Genomic DNA, 18,861 nt, shown 5'->3' with positions numbered 1-18,861 from the left:
GCAAGCGTCGGCCCTTGTCGTATTAATGACCGTCCACAAAGACAATCTTCAGCACAAACAACAGCGCCACGACAACCACGCAGGGGCTGATTTCACGCCAGCGGCCAGTACCGAGTTTCATCACGCAGTAAGAAATAAAGCCCAGCGCGATGCCTTCGGTGATCGAGAAACTGAATGGCATCATCACCGCAGTGACAAACGCCGGCACTGCCTCGGTCAGATCGTCCCATTTCACGCGCGCCAGGCTGGATGTCATCAGCACGCCAACGTAGATCAACGCGCCGGCGGCGGCATAAGCCGGCACCATGCCCGCCAGCGGCGACAGGAAGATCACCAGCAGGAACAAAATGCCGGTCACTACCGCAGTCAGGCCGGTGCGGCCGCCAACGGATACGCCGGCAGAGCTTTCAATGTACGCGGTGACGGAAGAGGTACCGACATACGAACCGGCGACCGAACTGATGCTGTCCACATACAGCGCCTGTTTCATACGCGGAAACTTGCCCTTGTCGTCGGTCAGCCCAGCCTTGTCGGTCACGCCAATCAAGGTACCGGAGGAGTCGAACAGGTTAACCAGCATGAAGGAGAAGATCACCCCGGCCAAGCCGATATTCAGCGCCCCGGCCAGATCGACCTGTCCCACCACCGAAGTAATGTTCGGCGGCATGGAGAACAGGCCCCCGTATTTGACATCGCCCAGCGCCCAGCCGATCAGAGTGGTTACCACGATGGAAACCAGCACCGCCGCATGGAAGTTGCGTGATGACAACACGGCGATGATAAAGAAGCCCAGCGCGCCCAACAGCACATTGTGCGAAGTCAGGCTACCGATGGTGACCAGAGTGTCCGGGTTGGCCACCACGATACCGGCGTTTTTCAGCCCCATCATGCCGATAAACAGGCCGATACCGCTGGTGATCCCCACCCGCAGGCTCATAGGAATGTTGGCAATCATCCAGTAACGAACACGGAAAATGGTCAGCAGCAACAAACCGACGGCACCCCAGAAAATAGCGCCCATGCCGATCTGCCATGAAATGCCCATAGCGCCAACTACCACAAATGCGAAGAACGCATTCAGGCCCATCGCCGGTGCCAGCGCCACCGGCAGGTTAGCCAGCAGGCCCATAAAAATGCTGCCAAAAGCGGCAATCAGGCAGGTTGTCACGAACACCGCCTGCGTATCCATGCCCGCCGCGCCCAGGATCTGGGGGTTAACGAACACGATATACACCATGGTCAAAAAGGTAGTAATACCGGCAATCGTTTCCGTACGCGCCGTGGTTCCATGTTGCTTGAGTTTAAACACACGCCCAAGCAAGCCTTGTTCAACGTCAAGGCCAGATACTGGTTTGCTCATTATCAGAATTCCGAAGAAGGGAATGGACAGTCGCTGGCTATCCTATAACAAAAAGTCTGGCTTTTGACGTCGGTCACAGGTTTTTTTCGCCGTCTTTACGGCCAAAGTAGTCAACAGTCTGTATTTATTGATCTTCATCGGCAAAGTGGATTAAGGAGTCGCAATCTTTCCTGATGCGGTTAAAGTGGTTTTATCGCCGCTTAACCGAAGGACGCTTACCCTGATGAATCAGATTGACTGCATTTTGTTTGATTGCGATGGCACGCTGGTAGACAGCGAGGTGCTGTGCAGCAAGGCTTATGTGCATATGTTCGCCCACTATGGCCTTGAGCTGTCGCTGGAAGAGATGTTCAGGAAATACAAAGGAATAAAACTGTACGAGATCATCGAGCAGGTTAATGCGGAACACGGCGTAGCGCTGCCGAAAGAGGAATTGGAACCCTTATATCGCAGGGAAGTGGCTCGCCTGTTCGACAGCGAGCTGCAGGAGATCGCCGGTGCACGCGAGCTGCTGGCGCAGGTAGCTGCGCCGATGTGCACCGTCTCCAACGGCCCGGTCAGCAAAATGCAGCACTCGCTCGGCCTGACCGGCATGCTGAACTATTTTGATGACCGATTGTTCAGCGGTTATGACATCCAGCGTTGGAAACCTGACCCCGCGATCCTGTACCACGCCGCCGAAAAAATGCAGGTCCCCATTGAACGCTGCATTCTGGTCGATGACTCCGCTGCCGGTGCCCAGGCCGGGATCGCCGCCGGTATTCCGGTGTTTTACTTCTGTGCCGATCCGCACAACCAGCCTATCGAAAGCCCGCTGGTAACGCCGTTTGACGACCTGGCCCAACTCCCGGCGTTATGGCGAGAACGCGGCTGGCAGTTGACCCGTTAATCGGCCCCGATCAACTCGCCGGCAGCGGCGGTTTGTTGCGCCACCAGCGCCAGGAGCGTTTCATTGCCTTGGCCTGCGGGCTGAGGCGGCGGTTGACCGCATTGGCCAGCAGATCGAGCGCCAGGCAGAACACGAAGTACACCAACGCGACAAACAGGAAGACTTCCATCGGGTACACCATGCTGCGGTTATTGACCTGGGTTGCCAGAAAGGTCAGTTCGCTGACGCCGACGATATAAGCCAGCGAGGTGTCCTTGATCAGGGAAATCCATTGGTTGATAAACGACGGCACCATCATGCGCAACGCCTGCGGCAGCACGATCATGCGCAGCGTTTGCCAGCGGGTCAGCCCCAGCGACAAACCGGCCTGCCACTGGCCGGGGCCAATGGCGACAATACCTGCCTTCACCGCATGGGCCAAATAGGCCGAGGCGATCAGTGCCAATGCGCAGACCACGGTGGTGATTTCCGGAATATCCACGCCAAACAGGATCGGCAGCAAGAAATAAGTCCAAAAAATCAGCATGATAACCGGGATGGCGCGGAAAAAACCCAGCACCGCAGCCAATAACCCGGCGGCTACACCGCGCGACATCGCCAAGGCCACGCCCAGCAGCGTACCGAGGACAGCCGAAGCCAGGCCGGCCATCAGGCTGATCGCCAGCGTCAACGCCGCCCCGCCCAACGGCCCCTCCGGCCAGGTGCCCCACAGCAAATACCCCAGGTTGTCGTATATAACGCCGAAATCCATGTTAGTGCCCTCTCAGGGGTTTACGCTGCTGTCGCCACATGCCCCAGCCTTCCAACAACGCAATGATGGCGATGTACAACACCGTCGCGACGCCGAACGCCTGGAAGGTGCGCAGCGTTTCGGTTTCCACCTGACGCGAGGCGTAAGACAGCTCGGCAACGCCGATCGCCATGGTCAACGAAGAGTTTTTTATTACGTTCATGTATTGGCCCAGCAGCGGCGGAAAGGCAATTTTCAGCGCCTGCGGCAACACCACATAGCGCATGGCCTGCCACCCGGTCAGCCCCAACGCGTTAGCGGCGTATTTTTGTCCGCCGGCAACGCCGCGAATGCCGGAACGGATCTCTTCGGCGATAAAGGCGGCGGAATACAGCGTCAGGCCGAAGAAGCCGGCGAGGAATTCGAACGACGGCCAGGCGATTGGCCCAATTTGATGCGAAGTGTTCAGCCATTGCATGGCGGCGGAAGGCAAGATCTGCCCAGCGGCAAAATACCAGAAGAACAGCTGTACCAGCAGCGGCGTATTGCGAAATAACGAACTGTAACCCACCGCCAGCCAGCGCAGCGGACGCAGGCTACTGTCGCGCATCGCCGTCAATATCAAACCCAACAGCGTGGCCGCCAGGCTCGCGCAAGCGGAAAGCCACAGCGTCAGCAGGAAGCCATCCCATAACCAGCCCAGATACTGAGGCGCCAGCAGCCAGTCCACCTTCATGTTCAATCCTTGTTTTGCCAAATGCATCAGGGGCGCAGCAAGCTGCGCCCCTCCGTTCAGACCCGGCACTTCAAATCGTCAGGCTTTTGGCTGTTGATCCAAAGGCGCGATCTTGAAATCGCCGCGCGGCTGGGCGGTTTTGGTTTCCGGACCGAACCAGCGGTCGTAGATCTTAACCGCTTCGCCGTCTTTTTCCAGCTTGATCAACGTGTCGTTAATGCTGGCCGTCAGGCGATCTTCCCCTTTTGGAATACCGACACCCTGGTACTCTTTGGTGATGCTGAACGGCGAGATCTCAAAATCGGCTTTCTGCGCCGCCGGCAGGTTACCGAGCAGGCCAACCAGCTTGGCGTCATCCTGAGTGATCGCCTGTACGTTACCGTTACGCAACGCCACAAAGGCCAGCGGGGTATCGTCGTAAGAGATCACTTTTGCGGTTGGGTAATGTTCACGCAGGGTGATTTCCTGCACCGTCCCTTTATCCGCACCGATACGCAGCTTTTTAATGTCTTCCGGGGTTTTCAGTACGCCTTTACGGGCGATAAATTTCTGGCCGGTGGCGAAATAAGGCACGCTGAAGTTCACTTCCTTGGCGCGCTCGTCGGTAATGGTGAAGTTGGCGGCGATCAAATCGACCTTCTTGGATACCAGCAAGGGAATGCGGTTAGCCGGGTTGGTGGCGCGCAGCTCAACTTTTACGCCCAGCGCCTTGCCGATCGCGTCTGCGACATCAACGTCATAGCCGACCAACTTTTTGCTTTGCGGATCGATATAGCCGAACGGCGGGTTGCTGTCGAACACCGCGATACGCACTACGCCGGCTTTTTTGATGTCGTCGAGTTTGTCCGCATGTGCGGCACCGGTGGCGAGGCTGGTCAGGCTGGCTAACAACGTTAAGGCCAAAGCGCGATGTTTCATGAAAAGCTCCTAAGTGGGTGATGTCCTGCTGGCTGCTAAGCTAGCAAGAGCCACATAGGTCAGGAAATAATATAAAAAGCTATATTTATAACCTTTTTATCTTTGAGGGTTTTAAACAGCATAAAGGCGCAGTTTTCTGCGCCTTCCGGGGAGTAACTCGCGGGGAAAATTACTCTTTTTTTTCTTCTTTGCCGTCGGAAGACAGCAGTTTTTCCAGCGCATCACCGCCAATGTGGCGGAAATCCTGACCTTTCACGAAGTAGAAAATAAATTCGCAGATGTTCTGGCATCGATCACCGATACGCTCGATCGAACGGGCGCAGAACAGCGCAGTCAGCACGCTCGGAATAGTGCGGGTGTCTTCCATCATGTACGTCATCAACTGACGGACAATGCCCTCATACTCCTGATCGACCTTCTTGTCTTCGCGGTATATCCGGATTGCTTCATCCAGATCCATACGCGCAAAGGCGTCCAGCACGTCATGCAGCATCTGCACGGTATGGCGGCCAAGCGACTCCAGGCTGACCAGCAACGGCTGATGCTGGTGCGAGAATTTCTCGAGCGCGGTACGACAAATTTTATCCGCCACGTCGCCGATACGTTCCAGCTCGGAGATGGTCTTGATGATCGCCATCACCAGGCGCAGGTCGCTGGCGGTCGGCTGACGCTTGGCAATGATGCGCACGCAGGCTTCGTCGATCGCCACTTCCATCATATTGACCTTGGCGTCACCTTCAATAACGCGTTTGGCCAGTTCGCCGTCCTGATTATGCATCGCGGTAATGGCGTCGGTCAGTTGCTGTTCCACCAGCCCGCCCATGGTCAACACCTGGGTACGGATGTGCTCAAGTTCTGCGTTGAACTGGCCGGAAATGTGTTTATTTAAATTCAGGTTGTCCATTTGGGTTCCCGTAATCAACCGTAGCGGCCGGTGATGTAGTCTTCGGTCTGTTTTTTCTGTGGCGCGGTGAACAGGTTATCAGTATCACTGAACTCGATCAGTTCGCCCAGATACATAAATGCCGTGGAGTCAGAGCAACGCGCGGCCTGCTGCATGTTGTGGGTCACAATCACCACGGTGTAGTCAGACTTCAGTTCGCTGATCAGCTCTTCGATTTTGCCTGTGGAGATAGGATCCAGCGCCGAGCAAGGCTCATCCAACAATAAAACGTCCGGACGGATGGCGATGCCGCGTGCGATGCACAGGCGCTGTTGCTGGCCGCCGGACAGGCTGTAACCGCTCTGGTGCAGCTTGTCCTTGGTTTCGTTCCACAACGCCGCTTTGGTCAGCGCCCACTGTACGCGCTCATCCATATCGGCACGCGACAGCTTTTCAAACAGGCGCACGCCGAAGGCGATATTGTCGTAAATCGACATCGGGAACGGCGTGGGTTTCTGGAACACCATGCCGACCTTGGCGCGCAACAGAGCGATATCCGAGTTATCGGTCAGAATGTTCTGCCCATCCAGCAGGATGCCGCCTTCGGCACGCTGCTCGGGATACAGCTGGTACATTTTGTTGAAAGTACGCAGCAGAGTGGACTTGCCGCAGCCGGACGGGCCGATAAACGCGGTGACCTTGTTCTTGGCAATGTCCAGCGTGATGTTTTTCAGCGCATGGAATTTGCCATAGTAGAAGTTCAGATCGCGTACCTGAATTTTGCTGCTGGAAGCGTCAGTAACCATACTCATCAAGACTTCTCTCTTTTCATCAGCGCCGCCACGGCAGCGCTCAAAATTTTATGAATGCTTCTGCTTGGCGAAAACCACACGCGCCAGGATATTCAGTAACAGTACGCACAGGGTGATCAACAGCACCCCGGCCCAGGCCAACTGTTGCCATTCGGCGAACGGGCTCATGGCGAATTTGAAAATGGTGACCGGCAGGTTGGCGATCGGCTGCATCAGGTCGGTGCTCCAGAACTGATTCGACAACGACGTAAACAGCAGCGGTGCGGTTTCCCCGGCGATACGCGCAATGGCCAGCAACACGCCGGTGATAATGCCGGAGATCGAGGCTTTCAGCGTGATGGCAGAAATCATGCGCCATTTCGGCGTACCCAGCGCGTAAGCCGCCTCACGCAGCGTATCCGGCACCAGCTTCAACATATTCTCGGTGGTACGGATTACGATCGGCACCTGCAGCAGCGCCAGCGCGATGATCCCGGCCCAGCCGGAGAAGTGCTCCATCTTCGCCACCACAATGGTGTAGACGAACAGGCCCACGACTATCGATGGCGCCGACAGCAGAATGTCGTTAATAAAGCGGATGACTTCCGCCAACCAGGATTTACGGCCGTACTCCGCCAGGTAAATGCCGGCCATGATGCCCAGCGGCGTACCGAACACGGTGGCCCACAGGATCAGCAAGCCGCTACCGGCGATGGCGTTAGCCAAGCCGCCGCCTGCGGTGTTCGGCGGTGGCGTCATTTCGGTGAACAGCGCCAACGACATGCCGTCGATGCCTTTGGTCACGGTTGAGAACAGGATCCACACCAGCCAGAACAGGCCGAATACCATGGTCGCCATCGACAGGAACAGCGCCAACCGGTTTTTCTGGCGGCGCCAGGCCTGCATTTTGCGGCGGCTTTCCAACAGCGCCAGGTCGTTTTGCATATCCATAGTCGCCATGTTAGCGTCCCTCGTTCTTGGCCAGACGCATGATCATCAACTTCGACAGCGCCAGGACGATAAAGGTGATAACAAACAGAATCAGCCCCAGCTCCATCAGCGCGGCGGTATGCACCCCTGACTCAGCTTCGGCAAATTCGTTGGCCAACGCCGAGGTGATACTGTTGCCCGGCATATACAGTGAAGCGCTGTCGAGCTGGTAGGTGTTACCTATGATGAAGGTCACCGCCATGGTTTCCCCCAGCGCGCGGCCCAACCCCAGCATCACGCCGCCAATCACGCCATTCTTGGTAAACGGCAGCACGATACGCCAAATCACTTCCCAGGTAGTGCAGCCGATACCATAGGCCGACTCTTTCATCATCACCGGCGTCTGTTCGAACACGTCGCGCATTACGGCGGCGATGTAAGGAATAATCATGATCGCCAGGATCACCCCGGCAGCCAGAATACCGATACCGAACGCCGGGCCGGAGAACAGCTCACCGACAATCGGAATACCGGACAGCACATCGCCGACCGGGGTCTGGAAATATTCGGCAAACAGCGGGGCGAACACAAACAGGCCCCACATGCCGTAAACGATACTCGGGATTGCCGCCAATAGCTCAATAGCGATGCCCAAAGGGCGTCTCAACCAGTTTGGCGCCAATTCAGTCAGGAACAGTGCAATACCGAAGCTCACGGGTACGGCAATAATCAGGGCAATCAACGAGGTGACGACGGTGCCGTAGATGGGTACCAGTGCACCGAACTGCTCGGCAGGCGCATCCCACTCTTTGCTCCACAAGAAGGAAAAGCCGAATTTCTGCATGCTCGGCCAGGAGGCGAAAATCAGCGAAACAATAATGCCGCCCAGCAACAATAGGGTAATCAGCGCCGCCAGTTTGACCAGCGCGCTGAAGATGACATCACCATTTCTACTCGGTGCTTTAATGGTCGGCTTATACTCAGCCATAGATTACTCTCTGTTTTAACCCTGGCGAGCTCAATGGGTGAGCCCTGCAAAATAGGCTGGAGCGCGGTGAACCCGCGCCCCTGCGTTCTTTTAGTACAGTGCTTTACCGGAACTGTCTTTTACGTTGGTTTTCCATGCTGCACGCACCTGCTCAACCACTTCGTCAGGCAGAGAGGCGTAATCCAGATCGTTGGCCTGTTTGGCGCCGGTTTTGTACGCCCAGTCAAAGAACTTCAGCACTTCTGCGCCCTGAGCCGGGTTTTTCTGCTCTTTGTGCACCAGGATGAAGGTGGTGGAGGTGATTGGCCACGCATCATCGCCTTTCTGGTTAGTCAGGTCCTGCGCGAAAGTTTTGCTCCAGTCCACACCTTTAGCCGCGTTACTGAAGCTCTCTTCAGTCGGGCTGACCGGCTTGCCGTCGGCAGAAATCAGCTTGGTGTAAGCCAGGTTGTTTTGCTTGGCGTAAGCGTATTCGACGTAGCCGATAGAGCCAGGCAGACGCTGTACGAACGCGGCGATGCCGTCGTTGCCCTTGCCGCCCAGACCGGTTGGCCAGTTAACGGTAGAGCCTGCGCCGATTTTCTCTTTCCACTGCGCGTTGGCTTTAGCCAGATAGCTGGTGAACACGAAAGAGGTGCCTGAACCGTCAGCGCGGCGCACCACGGCGATATTCTGATCCGGCAGCTTGACGCCCGGATTCAGCTTGGTGATTGCCGGGTCATTCCATTTCTTCACGTTGCCCAGGTAGATGTCGCCCAGCGTTTTACCGTCCAGGGTCAATTCGCCGGATTTGATGCCCGGGATGTTAACGGCCAACACTACGCCACCGATCACGGTAGGGAACTGGAACAGACCGTCAGCCGCCAGTTTGTCGTCAGACAACGGGGCATCAGAGGCACCAAAGTCAACGGTGTTGGCGATGATTTGCTTCACGCCGCCAGAGGAACCGATCCCCTGATAGTTAACTTTGTTGCCGGTTTCTTTCTGATAAGAATCTGCCCACTTGGCATACACCGGAGCGGGGAATGTCGCACCTGCACCGGTCAGGCTGGCAGCAGCGAACGCGGACACGGCGGTCAGGGAGAAAGTCGCTGCCACAATACTGGCGACGGTGGTACGCATCAGTTTCATAATCCCTCCTAATGGGATATTCAAAAATCGACTTCAAGTCGTTTTCATCAGAGTAAGTATTGCTGCAGGAGGGAAAATAGGACAGTTTGGTGACAGTAAAATGTACGAAATATGACAGTTATATTACAACGCAAAACAAGTAACTAATATAGTATAGAAATCATGATGTTAAATACAAAAACACACAATAATTAATCAATGAAAAACCGTTGCCGACGCAGCTATCCGCTTGAAAACGACAACGTTTATCCCCTGTGTCACAGTATTGTCATCGTTAATTTGGTAATGAAAAAGCCGGCTCTCAGGCCGGCTTTTCAAACATAACAGAAGCTGATTACTCTACTGTGACGGACTTCGCCAGGTTACGCGGCTGGTCAACGTCGGTGCCTTTGATCAGCGCTACGTGATAGGACAGCAGCTGCAACGGCACGGTGTAGAAGATGGGCGCCACGATTTCTTCCACGTGCGGCAATGGAATGATGGTCATCCCTTCGCTGCTGACGAAACCGGCATCCTGATCGGCGAACACGTACAACTGGCCGCCGCGCGCGCGCACTTCTTCGATATTGGACTTCAGTTTTTCCAGCAGTTCGTTGTTCGGCGCCACCACGATGACCGGCATATCGGCGTCGATCAACGCCAGCGGGCCATGTTTCAGCTCGCCCGCCGCATAGGCTTCCGCATGAATGTAAGAGATCTCTTTCAGCTTCAGCGCGCCTTCCATGGCGATCGGGTACTGATCGCCACGGCCAAGGAACAGCGCGTGATGCTTGTCGGAGAAACCTTCCGCCAGCGCTTCAATGTTTTTGTCCAGCGACAACATCTGTTCGATACGCGCCGGTAACGCCTGCAAAGCATGCACAATTTCATGCTCAACGCTTTCCGCCATGCCTTTCAGACGACCCAAACGCGCCACCAGCATCAGCAATACCGCAAGCTGGGTGGTGAAGGCTTTGGTAGAGGCTACACCGATTTCAGTGCCGGCTTTGGTCATCAGCGCCAAATCGGACTCACGCACCAGCGAAGAGCCGGCCACGTTACACACCGCCAGGGAACCGAGGTAACCCAGTTCTTTAGACAGGCGCAACGCCGCCAAAGTATCGGCGGTTTCACCGGACTGCGACAGCGTGATGATCAGGCTGCCCGGGCGCACGGCCGATTTGCGGTAGCGGAATTCAGAGGCGATTTCAACGTCGCAAGGCACGCCGGCCAGCGCTTCGAACCAATAACGCGCCACCATACCGGAGTGGTAGGAGGTGCCGCAGGCGATGATTTGCACGTGCTGCACTTTAGCCAGCAATTCATCGGCACGCGGACCCAGCTCGCTCAGGTTGATTTGGCCATGGCTGAAACGCCCTTCCAGGGTGTTTTTCAGCGCCAGCGGCTGTTCGTAGATCTCTTTTTGCATGTAGTGACGGTAAGCGCCTTTGTCACCGGCGTCATACTGCACTTTGGATTCGATCTCAGGACGCTCGATGGCGTTCCCCTGCTTGTCGAAAATGCTGACGTTGCGGCGAGTCACTTCCACCACGTCGCCTTCTTCCAGGAAGATAAAGCGACGGGTCACCGGCAGCAAAGCCAGCTGATCGGAAGCGATAAAGTTTTCACCGACGCCGCGGCCGATAACCAACGGGCTACCGGAACGCGCAGCCACCAGCACGCTGGGATCGCGGCTGTCCATGACCACGGTGCCGTAGGCGCCACGCAACTGTGGGATCACGCGCTGAACGACTTCCAGCAGCGTACCGCCCTGGCGCTGTTCCCAATGCACCAGGTGCGCAATCACCTCGGTGTCGGTTTCAGAGCTGAAGTGATAACCACGCTCGATCAGCAATTCACGCAGCGGCTCGTGGTTTTCGATGATGCCGTTATGCACAACGGTGATGTAATCGGAAACATGCGGGTGCGCATTTGCTTCGGTAGGTTCACCGTGCGTTGCCCAGCGGGTATGCGCAATACCGGTGCCACCGTGCAGTTCGTGTTGTTCTGCGGCTTCGGACAATTTATGTACTTTGCCTACGCGGCGTAAACGGCTTACGTTGCCTTCGGCGTCAACCACCGCCAGACCGGCGGAGTCGTAACCGCGGTACTCAAGACGGCGTAACCCTTCCAACAGAATTTCTGCAATATCACGTTGCGCTACTGCGCCTACAATTCCACACATCAGTTGTATTCCTAATTAAACGCCTTTCGGGGCGCTTTCGATGTCTTGACCTGATTTTGCCGGTTTTTACCGTGCCTCCCCGAGCCTGTAGATGGTGGGGATTATCCTCTTCATCTTTCGAGCTGCTGCGTTGTTGGCTGCGAGTGCTTATCCCAGTCACTTAGTGAACTAAGCTCCAGGGAATTCACACTCTTGCCGCCTAGCAGCAACTCGAAATCTATTGAGGACTTTTATGTTTTGTATTGGGCTCTTGTGCAGAACCCAACGCAAAACACACGGGCTATTTCTTTTTAACCGGACGCTGCCAGCCCTGGATATGCACCTGCTTCACCCGGCTCAGCACCAATTCATTTTCAGCGATATCACGGGTGACCGTAGTGCCCGCGGCAATGGTGGAACCTTTGCCAACGGAAACCGGTGCCACCAGTTGGGTGTCGGAACCGACAAACACGCCGTCGCCGATAATGGTTTTATGCTTATTGGCGCCATCATAGTTACAGGTAATGGTACCAGCGCCGATATTCACATCATCGCCAATTTCGGCATCGCCCAGGTAGCTCAAATGGCCCGCTTTGGAACCTTTGCCCAGACGCGCTTTTTTCATCTCGACGAAATTGCCGACGTGAGCGCCTTCCGCCAACTCTGCGCCCGGGCGTAAACGGGCAAAAGGCCCCACCGTACAGGCTGCTTCCAGCACCGCGTCTTCCAGCACGCTGTACGGGCTAATTTCGCAATCATCGCCGATCACGCAGTTTTTCAGTACGCAGCCGGCACCGATCTTCACCCGGTCCCCCAGCTTTACCGATCCTTCGATGATGACATTAGCATCAATAGAGATATCGCGGCCGTGCACAAGTTCCCCACGCAGGTCAAAACGCGCCGGATCCAGCAGCATGACGCCGGCCAGCAGCAATTTTTCAGATTGTTCTGCCTGATAGATACGCTCAAGCCGTGACAATTGCAGGCGGTTATTCACGCCTTCCACTTCGCTCAGGCGTGACGGATGCACCGCTTCAATTTTCTTACCGTCGGCATGGGCCAGCGCAATGATATCTGTGATGTAGAATTCACCCTGCGCATTGTCGTTGTTCAGCATCCCCAGCCAGCGCTTCAGATCGCGCCCATTAGCGACCAAAATACCGGTATTGATTTCACTAATCTGCCGCTGGTCTTCGCTGGCATCCTTGTGCTCAACAATACCCACCACATCGTCGTTCTCTCGCACGATGCGGCCGTAACCGCTTGGGTCAGCCAGCTTCACCGTCAGCAGGCCAATGCCACCCTGCGGCTTCGCCGCCAGCAGGCGCGTGAGCGTATCTACGGAGATCAGCGGCACGTCGCCGTATAGCATCAGTACGTCTTCATCATCGGCAAAATGCGGCGCAGCCTGCTGCATGGCATGGCCGGTACCCAGTTGCTCGGCCTGCAATACCCAATTCAAGGCTTCGTCGGTCAGGGTGCTTTTCAGCAGGTCACCACCGTGGCCGTACACCAGATGGACGTTTTTCGCGCCCAGTTTCATCGCGGCATCAATGACGTGCTGCACCATCGGCTTACCGGCCAACGGATGTAACACTTTGGGAAGATCGGAATACATGCGTGTTCCCTTGCCTGCGGCGAGGATCACCACACTCATTGCGCTGTTCGACATAAGCAACCTGATAACTCCATTTTGATAGACGAAAGTAGAACTCTTTAATGACGATATTACTACATATTTCTCTGCACGAACCCGGCGCAAGCCATGCGGCACTAGGCGTGTCTAAGCTCAGGCTGACACCCTGCAATCCTGGGCATAACTGTCGGCAATCGGAGACATTTTTAGCCTGTGCCAAGAGTTATACCTCACAATGTCCAGCAGGCTGAAACGCTTATTTTAAAGCAAAAAAAAAGCGACCCTATAGGCCGCTTTCTTAATTTTAGCTGCGTTATGCACGCGCTAAAATATTACATCGATCTTCTGGTAAGCTCGATAACGCGCAGTTTCGCGATCGCTTTCGCCAGTTCTGCAGATGCCTGAGCATAGTCGACATCGCCATGAGAGCTGCTGATATGCTCTTCAGCTTTACGCTTAGCTTCCAGCGCTCTCGCTTCGTCGAGGTCCGTTCCACGGATAGCAGTGTCAGCCAGCACGGTTACCACGCTCGGTTGTACCTCAAGGATACCACCGGACAGGTAGATGAACTCTTCTTCACCGTGCTGTTTAACAATACGCACCATGCCAGGCTTGATGGCAGTCAGCAGCGGCGCATGGCCAGGGAAAATCCCCAGTTCGCCTTCGCTACCTGTCACCTGGATCTTTTGCACCAGGCCGGAAAACATATGTTTTTCCGCGCTGACTACATCCAGATGGTAAGTCATAGCCATATCACCCTCCTCTCAAGACGTTACAGTTTCTTGGCTTTTTCCACTGCTTCTTCAATGGTGCCAACCATGTAGAACGCTTGTTCAGGCAGGTGGTCATAGTCGCCGTCCATAATGCCTTTGAAACCACGAATGGTGTCTTTCAGCGATACGAACTTGCCCGGAGAACCGGTAAAGACTTCTGCCACGAAGAACGGCTGAGACAGGAAGCGTTGGATTTTACGCGCACGGGATACGACCAGCTTGTCTTCTTCTGACAACTCGTCCATACCCAGAATTGCGATGATATCTTTCAGTTCCTGGTAACGTTGCAGAATGGACTGCACGCCACGCGCTACATCGTAGTGCTCCTGGCCAACTACCAGCGGATCCAATTGACGGCTGGTGGAATCCAGCGGGTCAACGGCCGGGTAGATACCCAGAGAAGCGATATTACGGCTCAGTACCACGGTTGCGTCCAAGTGGGCAAAGGTGGTGGCTGGTGACGGGTCAGTCAAGTCATCCGCAGGAACGTAAACGGCCTGTACGGAGGTGATAGAACCGGTCTTGGTAGAGGTGATACGTTCTTGCAGAACGCCCATCTCTTCCGCCAGCGTTGGCTGATAACCTACCGCAGATGGCATACGGCCCAGAAGTGCGGACACTTCGGTACCGGCCAGGGTATAACGGTAGATGTTATCAACGAACAGCAGAACGTCGCGGCCTTCGTCACGGAATTTCTCCGCCATGGTCAGACCGGTCAGAGCAACGCGCAGACGGTTACCCGGTGGCTCGTTCATCTGGCCGTAAACCAGGGATACTTTGTCCAGTACGTTGGAGTCGTTCATTTCGTGGTAGAAGTCGTTACCCTCACGAGTACGCTCACCCACACCTGCAAACACGGAATAACCGGAGTGTTCGATCGCGATGTTACGGATCAGCTCCATCATGTTTACAGTTTTACCCACGCCCGCACCGCCGAACAGACCGACTTTACCGCCCTTAGCGAACGGACAGATCAGGTCCATAACCTTGATACCGGTTTCCAGCAGATCCTGGGAGTTGGCCAAATCTTCGTAGCTTGGCGCCGGACGGTGAATTGCCCAACGTTCTTCTTCGCCGATCTCGCCTTTCATGTCGATTGGTTCACCCAATACGTTCATGATGCGGCCCAGGGTAGCTTTACCTACCGGTACTTCAATCGGGTGATCCAGGTCGATCACTTTCAGACCACGACGCAGACCATCAGAGGTCCCCATCGCGATACAGCGAACCACGCCACCGCCCAGCTGTTGCTGAACTTCCAGCACCAGCTTATCGGTACCGTTTTCTACCTCAAGAGCATTGTACACTTTCGGTACGGCATCCTGAGGGAACTCGACGTCCACTACGGCGCCGATTACCTGGATAATCTTTCCAGTAGCCATCTTGAATCCTCTACGTAATTCGTAAACCTAGCTTAAACCGCGGAGGCTCCCGAAACGATCTCGGTGAGTTCCTGAGTGATGCTGGCCTGACGAGCCTTGTTGTATACCAACTGCAGCTCTTTGATCAGGCTACCGCCGTTATCGGTTGCGGCTTTCATCGCTACCATTCGTGCGGCCTGCTCGCTGGCCAGGTTTTCCACGACGCCCTGATAAACTTGCGATTCCACATAGCGGCGCAGCAAGGTATCAAGCAGCACTTTTGGGTCGGGTTCATACAGGTAATCCCAGGATGTTTTCTTCAGTTCACCGTCATCGGAAGGCGGTAACGGCAGCAACTGAACGATCTGTGGTTCCTGGGACATCGTATTGACAAATTTGTTGCTGACAATGTACAGCTTGTCCAAACGACCTTCGTCGTAGGCTTGCAGCATCACTTTCACCGGCCCGATCAGATCCGACAGGGAAGGTTTATCCCCCATGCCGGTCACCTGGGCAACCACGTTGCCGCCCACGGAACCAAAGAAAGAAGCCGCTTTAGAGCCAATCAGCGCCAAATCAGCTTCGACGCCTTTTTCGGACCAGCCTTTCATCTCTGACAACAGCCGCTTGAACAGGTTGATGTTCAAACCGCCACAGAGACCACGGTCAGTAGACACCACCAGATACCCGACGCGCTTAACGTCACGCTCATCCAGGTACGGGTGCTTATATTCCAGATTACCCAACGCAAGGTGACCAATCACTTTGCGCATGGTCTCTGCATAAGGACGGCTGGCCGCCATGCGTTCCTGCGATTTACGCATTTTGGAGGCGGCGACCATTTCCATCGCTTTAGTGATCTTTTGCGTGTTTTGCACGCTCGCGATCTTACTACGTATCTCTTTTGCGCCGGCCATCTCTGCTTCTCCTCATTACCAGACGGCCTGCTGTCTTTCAACAGCAGGACCGTTAGGCGTTACCAGGACTGGGTTTTCTTGAAGGTCTCGAGGATAGCTTTCAGCTTGCCCTCGATCTCGTCATTGAAATTGCCAGTTTGGTTGATGTGGTTCAGCAACTCGGCATGCTCGCGGTCTGCGTAAGCAACCAGCGCGGCTTCGAAGCTCACGACTTTCGCGACTTCAACGTCGTTCAGGTAGCCACGTTCAGCGGCAAACAGCACCAGAGACTGTTGTGCGACAGACATCGGCGCATACTGTTTCTGTTTCAGCAGCTCGGTCACTTTCTGACCGTGGCTCAGCTGTTTGCGGGTCGCATCATCCAGATCGGAAGCGAACTGAGAGAACGCAGCCAGTTCACGGTACTGTGCCAGCGCGGTACGAATACCACCGGACAGTTTTTTCATGATCTTGGTTTGCGCTGCACCGCCCACACGGGATACAGAGATACCCGGGTTAACTGCCGGACGAATACCGGAGTTAAACAGGTTGGATTCCAGGAAGATCTGACCATCGGTAATCGAGATTACGTTGGTCGGAACGAACGCGGAAACGTCACCCGCCTGAGTTTCAATGATCGGCAGAGCGGTCAGTGAACCGGTTTTACCTTTGACTTCACCTTTGGTGAAGGCTTCGACGTAGTCGGCGTTTACACGCGCAGCACGCTCCAGCAAACGGGAGTGGAGGTAGAATACGTCGCCTGGGTAAGCTTCACGACCTGGCGGACGACGAAGCAACAGGGAGATCTGACGATAAGCAACAGCCTGTTTGGACAGGTCATCGTAAACAATCAGTGCATCTTCGCCGCGGTCACGGAAGTATTCACCCATTGCGCAACCGGCATAGGGCGCCAGATATTGCAGTGCAGCGGACTCAGACGCGGTAGCAACCACAACGATGGTGTTTGCCAATGCGCCGTGCTCTTCCAGTTTGCGAACCACGTTAGCGATGGTGGACGCTTTCTGGCCGATAGCCACGTAAACACATTTGATACCGGAGTCGCGTTGGTTGATGATCGCATCGATGGCCAGAGCGGTTTTACCGGTCTGACGGTCACCGATCACCAGCTCACGCTGACCACGGCCGATTGGAATCATCGCATCAACAGATTTGTAGCCAGTCTGAACAGGCTGATCAACGGATTGACGCTCGATAACACCAGGGGCAATAGCTTCAACCGGGGAGAAACCGTCGTTATCAACCGGGCCTTTACCGTCGATAGGTGCGCCCAGGGTGTTAACTACACGGCCCAACAGGCCACGGCCAACCGGAACTTCCAGAATACGGCCGGTACATTTTACCTTCATGCCTTCGGCCAGATCCGCGTACGGACCCATAACCACGGCACCTACGGAGTCGCGCTCCAGGTTCAATGCGATTGCGTAACGGTTGCCTGGCAGCGCGATCATTTCGCCCTGCATAACTTCGGCCAGACCGTGTACGCGGATGATCCCGTCACTGACGGAAACAATAGTACCTTCATTGTGAGCTTCGCTCACCACATTGAACTGAGCAATGCGCTGCTTGATCAGTTCGCTGATTTCGGTGGAATTCAGTTGCATGCTCCAGTCCCCTTAAGACTGCAAGACGTCTGTCAGGCGTTCAAGACGACCGCGAACGCTGCCATCAATCACCATATCGCCAGCGCGGATAATCACGCCGGCCAGAACAGACTTGTCAATTTTGCAATTCAGCTTAACTTTGCGTGACAGACGTTTTTCCATCGCAGCGGCAATTTTAGCCTGCTGTTCGTCGTTAAGTACGCTCGCAGAGAGCACTTCGACTTCGACGGTGGATTCCAGCAAAGCGCGCAGTTCGATGAACTGCTGCAGCACCGCAGGAAGAACCAGTAAACGTCCATTTTCGGCCATTACACGGATAAAGTTCTGGCCATGTTCGTCGAGCTGCTCGCCACAAACAGCGATGAACGTTTTGGACAGCGTCTCCGGCGCGACAGCACCAGACAGCAGTTCAGAAATTTGTTCATTGCGAGTGGCAACAGCGGCAAACGCCAGCATATCCTGCCAGCGTTCTACGCTTTGGTGCTCAACGGCAAAGTCAAAAGCTGCTTTGGCGTAGGGGCGAGCTACAGTTACAAATTCAGACATCAGCCCCTCCCTCCTTACAGTTCAGCGACCAGTTTATCAACGATGTCGCTGTTAGCAGCTTCATCCACGGAACGTTCGATGATCTTCTCGGCGCCGGCAATTGCCAGCATCGCGACTTGCTTACGCAACTCTTCACGAGCGCGCTTACGTTCGGCTTCGATCTCAGCCTGAGCCTGCGCCACGATTTTGTTACGTTCCTGCTCGGCTTCGGCTTTCGCTTCATCCATGATCTGAGCTTTGCGTTTGTTTGCTTGCTCGATGATCACCTGAGCTTCTGCTTTAGCAGTTTTCAGCTGGTCGGTCGCATTGGCTTGCGCTAAGTCCAAATCTTTTTTGGCACGCTCTGCAGAAGCGAGACCGTCAGCAATTTCTCCCTGACGCTTCTCGATGGCAGCCATAATCGGCGGCCATACATACTTCATGCAGAACCAGACAAACAGAACGAACGCGATGGCCTGGCCGAGGATTGTTGCGTTAAGATTCACAGCACAATGCCTCTTTAAAAGTTAATAGTGGTTTCAGTGTAGA

At 55.0% G+C, this 18,861-nt stretch carries 18 protein-coding genes; 1 reads left to right on the top strand and 17 read right to left on the bottom strand.

Going from position 1 to position 18,861, the window contains the following annotated elements; genetic code table 11:
- Window positions 1-22: 22 nt before the first annotated feature.
- Window positions 23-1,360 carry an NCS2 family permease gene (locus tag V2S86_RS21435; RefSeq protein ID WP_330764041.1) on the bottom strand — a complete coding sequence of 446 codons (1,338 nt, stop codon included), beginning with the start codon at window positions 1,358-1,360 and terminating at the stop codon, window positions 23-25.
- A gap of 223 nt (window positions 1,361-1,583) precedes the next feature.
- On the opposite strand from V2S86_RS21435, the gene yieH reads away from it, so the two are divergent.
- Window positions 1,584-2,249, top strand: coding sequence for a 6-phosphogluconate phosphatase (gene yieH, locus V2S86_RS21430; RefSeq protein WP_330764040.1), 666 nt, complete (start codon window positions 1,584-1,586; stop codon window positions 2,247-2,249).
- A gap of 10 nt (window positions 2,250-2,259) precedes the next feature.
- On the opposite strand, the gene V2S86_RS21425 is transcribed toward yieH, so the two are convergent.
- From V2S86_RS21425 to atpF, 16 genes are all read right to left on the bottom strand, one after another.
- Complete coding sequence (locus tag V2S86_RS21425; RefSeq protein ID WP_330764039.1) at window positions 2,260-3,000, bottom strand: amino acid ABC transporter permease; 741 nt, start codon at window positions 2,998-3,000, stop codon at window positions 2,260-2,262.
- A gap of 1 nt (window position 3,001) precedes the next feature.
- Window positions 3,002-3,715 carry an amino acid ABC transporter permease gene (locus V2S86_RS21420; protein ID WP_330764038.1) on the bottom strand — a complete coding sequence of 238 codons (714 nt, stop codon included), beginning with the start codon at window positions 3,713-3,715 and terminating at the stop codon, window positions 3,002-3,004.
- A gap of 78 nt (window positions 3,716-3,793) precedes the next feature.
- On the bottom strand, window positions 3,794-4,633 hold the full coding sequence (locus V2S86_RS21415) for an ABC transporter substrate-binding protein (RefSeq protein WP_004950512.1): 840 nt from the start codon (window positions 4,631-4,633) through the stop codon (window positions 3,794-3,796).
- Window positions 4,634-4,802: 169 nt separating this feature from the next.
- Window positions 4,803-5,537, bottom strand: a complete 735-nt coding sequence (gene phoU, locus V2S86_RS21410; protein ID WP_006321786.1) for a phosphate signaling complex protein PhoU — start codon at window positions 5,535-5,537, stop codon at window positions 4,803-4,805.
- A 14-nt stretch (window positions 5,538-5,551) separates the two neighbouring features.
- Entirely contained in the window at window positions 5,552-6,322 is a 771-nt protein-coding gene (gene pstB, locus V2S86_RS21405; RefSeq protein WP_369982368.1) for a phosphate ABC transporter ATP-binding protein PstB, read from the bottom strand.
- Window positions 6,323-6,376: 54 nt separating this feature from the next.
- A complete protein-coding gene (gene pstA, locus V2S86_RS21400; RefSeq protein ID WP_330764037.1) occupies window positions 6,377-7,267 on the bottom strand; it encodes a phosphate ABC transporter permease PstA in 891 nt (296 codons plus the stop codon).
- A gap of 1 nt (window position 7,268) precedes the next feature.
- On the bottom strand, window positions 7,269-8,225 hold the full coding sequence (pstC, locus tag V2S86_RS21395) for a phosphate ABC transporter permease PstC (RefSeq protein ID WP_330764036.1): 957 nt from the start codon (window positions 8,223-8,225) through the stop codon (window positions 7,269-7,271).
- A 90-nt stretch (window positions 8,226-8,315) separates the two neighbouring features.
- Window positions 8,316-9,356 carry a phosphate ABC transporter substrate-binding protein PstS gene (gene pstS, locus V2S86_RS21390; RefSeq protein WP_006321789.1) on the bottom strand — a complete coding sequence of 347 codons (1,041 nt, stop codon included), beginning with the start codon at window positions 9,354-9,356 and terminating at the stop codon, window positions 8,316-8,318.
- Window positions 9,357-9,690: 334 nt separating this feature from the next.
- The gene (gene glmS / locus V2S86_RS21385; RefSeq protein WP_330764035.1) at window positions 9,691-11,520 is read right to left on the bottom strand and encodes a glutamine--fructose-6-phosphate transaminase (isomerizing); all 1,830 of its coding nucleotides are present in this window, start codon (window positions 11,518-11,520) and stop codon (window positions 9,691-9,693) included.
- Between the two features lie 280 nt (window positions 11,521-11,800).
- Complete coding sequence (glmU, locus tag V2S86_RS21380) at window positions 11,801-13,171, bottom strand: bifunctional UDP-N-acetylglucosamine diphosphorylase/glucosamine-1-phosphate N-acetyltransferase GlmU (RefSeq protein ID WP_330764034.1); 1,371 nt, start codon at window positions 13,169-13,171, stop codon at window positions 11,801-11,803.
- A 296-nt stretch (window positions 13,172-13,467) separates the two neighbouring features.
- On the bottom strand, window positions 13,468-13,887 hold the full coding sequence (locus V2S86_RS21375; protein ID WP_004950490.1) for a F0F1 ATP synthase subunit epsilon: 420 nt from the start codon (window positions 13,885-13,887) through the stop codon (window positions 13,468-13,470).
- A 20-nt stretch (window positions 13,888-13,907) separates the two neighbouring features.
- A complete protein-coding gene (atpD, locus tag V2S86_RS21370; protein ID WP_311994811.1) occupies window positions 13,908-15,290 on the bottom strand; it encodes a F0F1 ATP synthase subunit beta in 1,383 nt (460 codons plus the stop codon).
- Window positions 15,291-15,322: 32 nt separating this feature from the next.
- Window positions 15,323-16,186 (bottom strand): F0F1 ATP synthase subunit gamma, encoded by an 864-nt coding sequence (gene atpG, locus V2S86_RS21365; RefSeq protein ID WP_006321796.1) that lies wholly within the window; start codon window positions 16,184-16,186, stop codon window positions 15,323-15,325.
- 59 nt (window positions 16,187-16,245) lie between these two features.
- A complete protein-coding gene (gene atpA, locus V2S86_RS21360; RefSeq protein ID WP_004950482.1) occupies window positions 16,246-17,787 on the bottom strand; it encodes a F0F1 ATP synthase subunit alpha in 1,542 nt (513 codons plus the stop codon).
- Window positions 17,788-17,799: 12 nt separating this feature from the next.
- On the bottom strand, window positions 17,800-18,333 hold the full coding sequence (gene atpH, locus V2S86_RS21355) for a F0F1 ATP synthase subunit delta (protein WP_004950480.1): 534 nt from the start codon (window positions 18,331-18,333) through the stop codon (window positions 17,800-17,802).
- 14 nt (window positions 18,334-18,347) lie between these two features.
- A complete protein-coding gene (gene atpF, locus V2S86_RS21350; protein ID WP_004950476.1) occupies window positions 18,348-18,818 on the bottom strand; it encodes a F0F1 ATP synthase subunit B in 471 nt (156 codons plus the stop codon).
- Window positions 18,819-18,861 lie beyond the last annotated feature (43 nt).

The organism is Serratia sp. C2(1) (assembly GCF_036352655.1).
Classification (GTDB): domain Bacteria; phylum Pseudomonadota; class Gammaproteobacteria; order Enterobacterales; family Enterobacteriaceae; genus Serratia; species Serratia inhibens.
This window is presented reverse-complemented; position numbering and strand designations above follow the sequence as displayed.

What these genes read in the sequence shown, in the direction of transcription:
- V2S86_RS21435 (WP_330764041.1), bottom strand. Translation starts at nt 1,360, where the DNA reads ATGAGCAAACCAGTATCTGGCCTTGACGTTGAACAAGGCTTGCTTGGG.
- yieH (WP_330764040.1), top strand. Translation starts at nt 1,584, where the DNA reads ATGAATCAGATTGACTGCATTTTGTTTGATTGCGATGGCACGCTGGTA.
- V2S86_RS21425 (WP_330764039.1), bottom strand. Translation starts at nt 3,000, where the DNA reads ATGGATTTCGGCGTTATATACGACAACCTGGGGTATTTGCTGTGGGGC.
- V2S86_RS21420 (WP_330764038.1), bottom strand. Translation starts at nt 3,715, where the DNA reads ATGAAGGTGGACTGGCTGCTGGCGCCTCAGTATCTGGGCTGGTTATGG.
- V2S86_RS21415 (WP_004950512.1), bottom strand. Translation starts at nt 4,633, where the DNA reads ATGAAACATCGCGCTTTGGCCTTAACGTTGTTAGCCAGCCTGACCAGC.
- phoU (WP_006321786.1), bottom strand. Translation starts at nt 5,537, where the DNA reads ATGGACAACCTGAATTTAAATAAACACATTTCCGGCCAGTTCAACGCA.
- pstB (WP_369982368.1), bottom strand. Translation starts at nt 6,322, where the DNA reads ATGGTTACTGACGCTTCCAGCAGCAAAATTCAGGTACGCGATCTGAAC.
- pstA (WP_330764037.1), bottom strand. Translation starts at nt 7,267, where the DNA reads ATGGCGACTATGGATATGCAAAACGACCTGGCGCTGTTGGAAAGCCGC.
- pstC (WP_330764036.1), bottom strand. Translation starts at nt 8,225, where the DNA reads ATGGCTGAGTATAAGCCGACCATTAAAGCACCGAGTAGAAATGGTGAT.
- pstS (WP_006321789.1), bottom strand. Translation starts at nt 9,356, where the DNA reads ATGAAACTGATGCGTACCACCGTCGCCAGTATTGTGGCAGCGACTTTC.
- glmS (WP_330764035.1), bottom strand. Translation starts at nt 11,520, where the DNA reads ATGTGTGGAATTGTAGGCGCAGTAGCGCAACGTGATATTGCAGAAATT.
- glmU (WP_330764034.1), bottom strand. Translation starts at nt 13,171, where the DNA reads ATGTCGAACAGCGCAATGAGTGTGGTGATCCTCGCCGCAGGCAAGGGA.
- V2S86_RS21375 (WP_004950490.1), bottom strand. Translation starts at nt 13,887, where the DNA reads ATGGCTATGACTTACCATCTGGATGTAGTCAGCGCGGAAAAACATATG.
- atpD (WP_311994811.1), bottom strand. Translation starts at nt 15,290, where the DNA reads ATGGCTACTGGAAAGATTATCCAGGTAATCGGCGCCGTAGTGGACGTC.
- atpG (WP_006321796.1), bottom strand. Translation starts at nt 16,186, where the DNA reads ATGGCCGGCGCAAAAGAGATACGTAGTAAGATCGCGAGCGTGCAAAAC.
- atpA (WP_004950482.1), bottom strand. Translation starts at nt 17,787, where the DNA reads ATGCAACTGAATTCCACCGAAATCAGCGAACTGATCAAGCAGCGCATT.
- atpH (WP_004950480.1), bottom strand. Translation starts at nt 18,333, where the DNA reads ATGTCTGAATTTGTAACTGTAGCTCGCCCCTACGCCAAAGCAGCTTTT.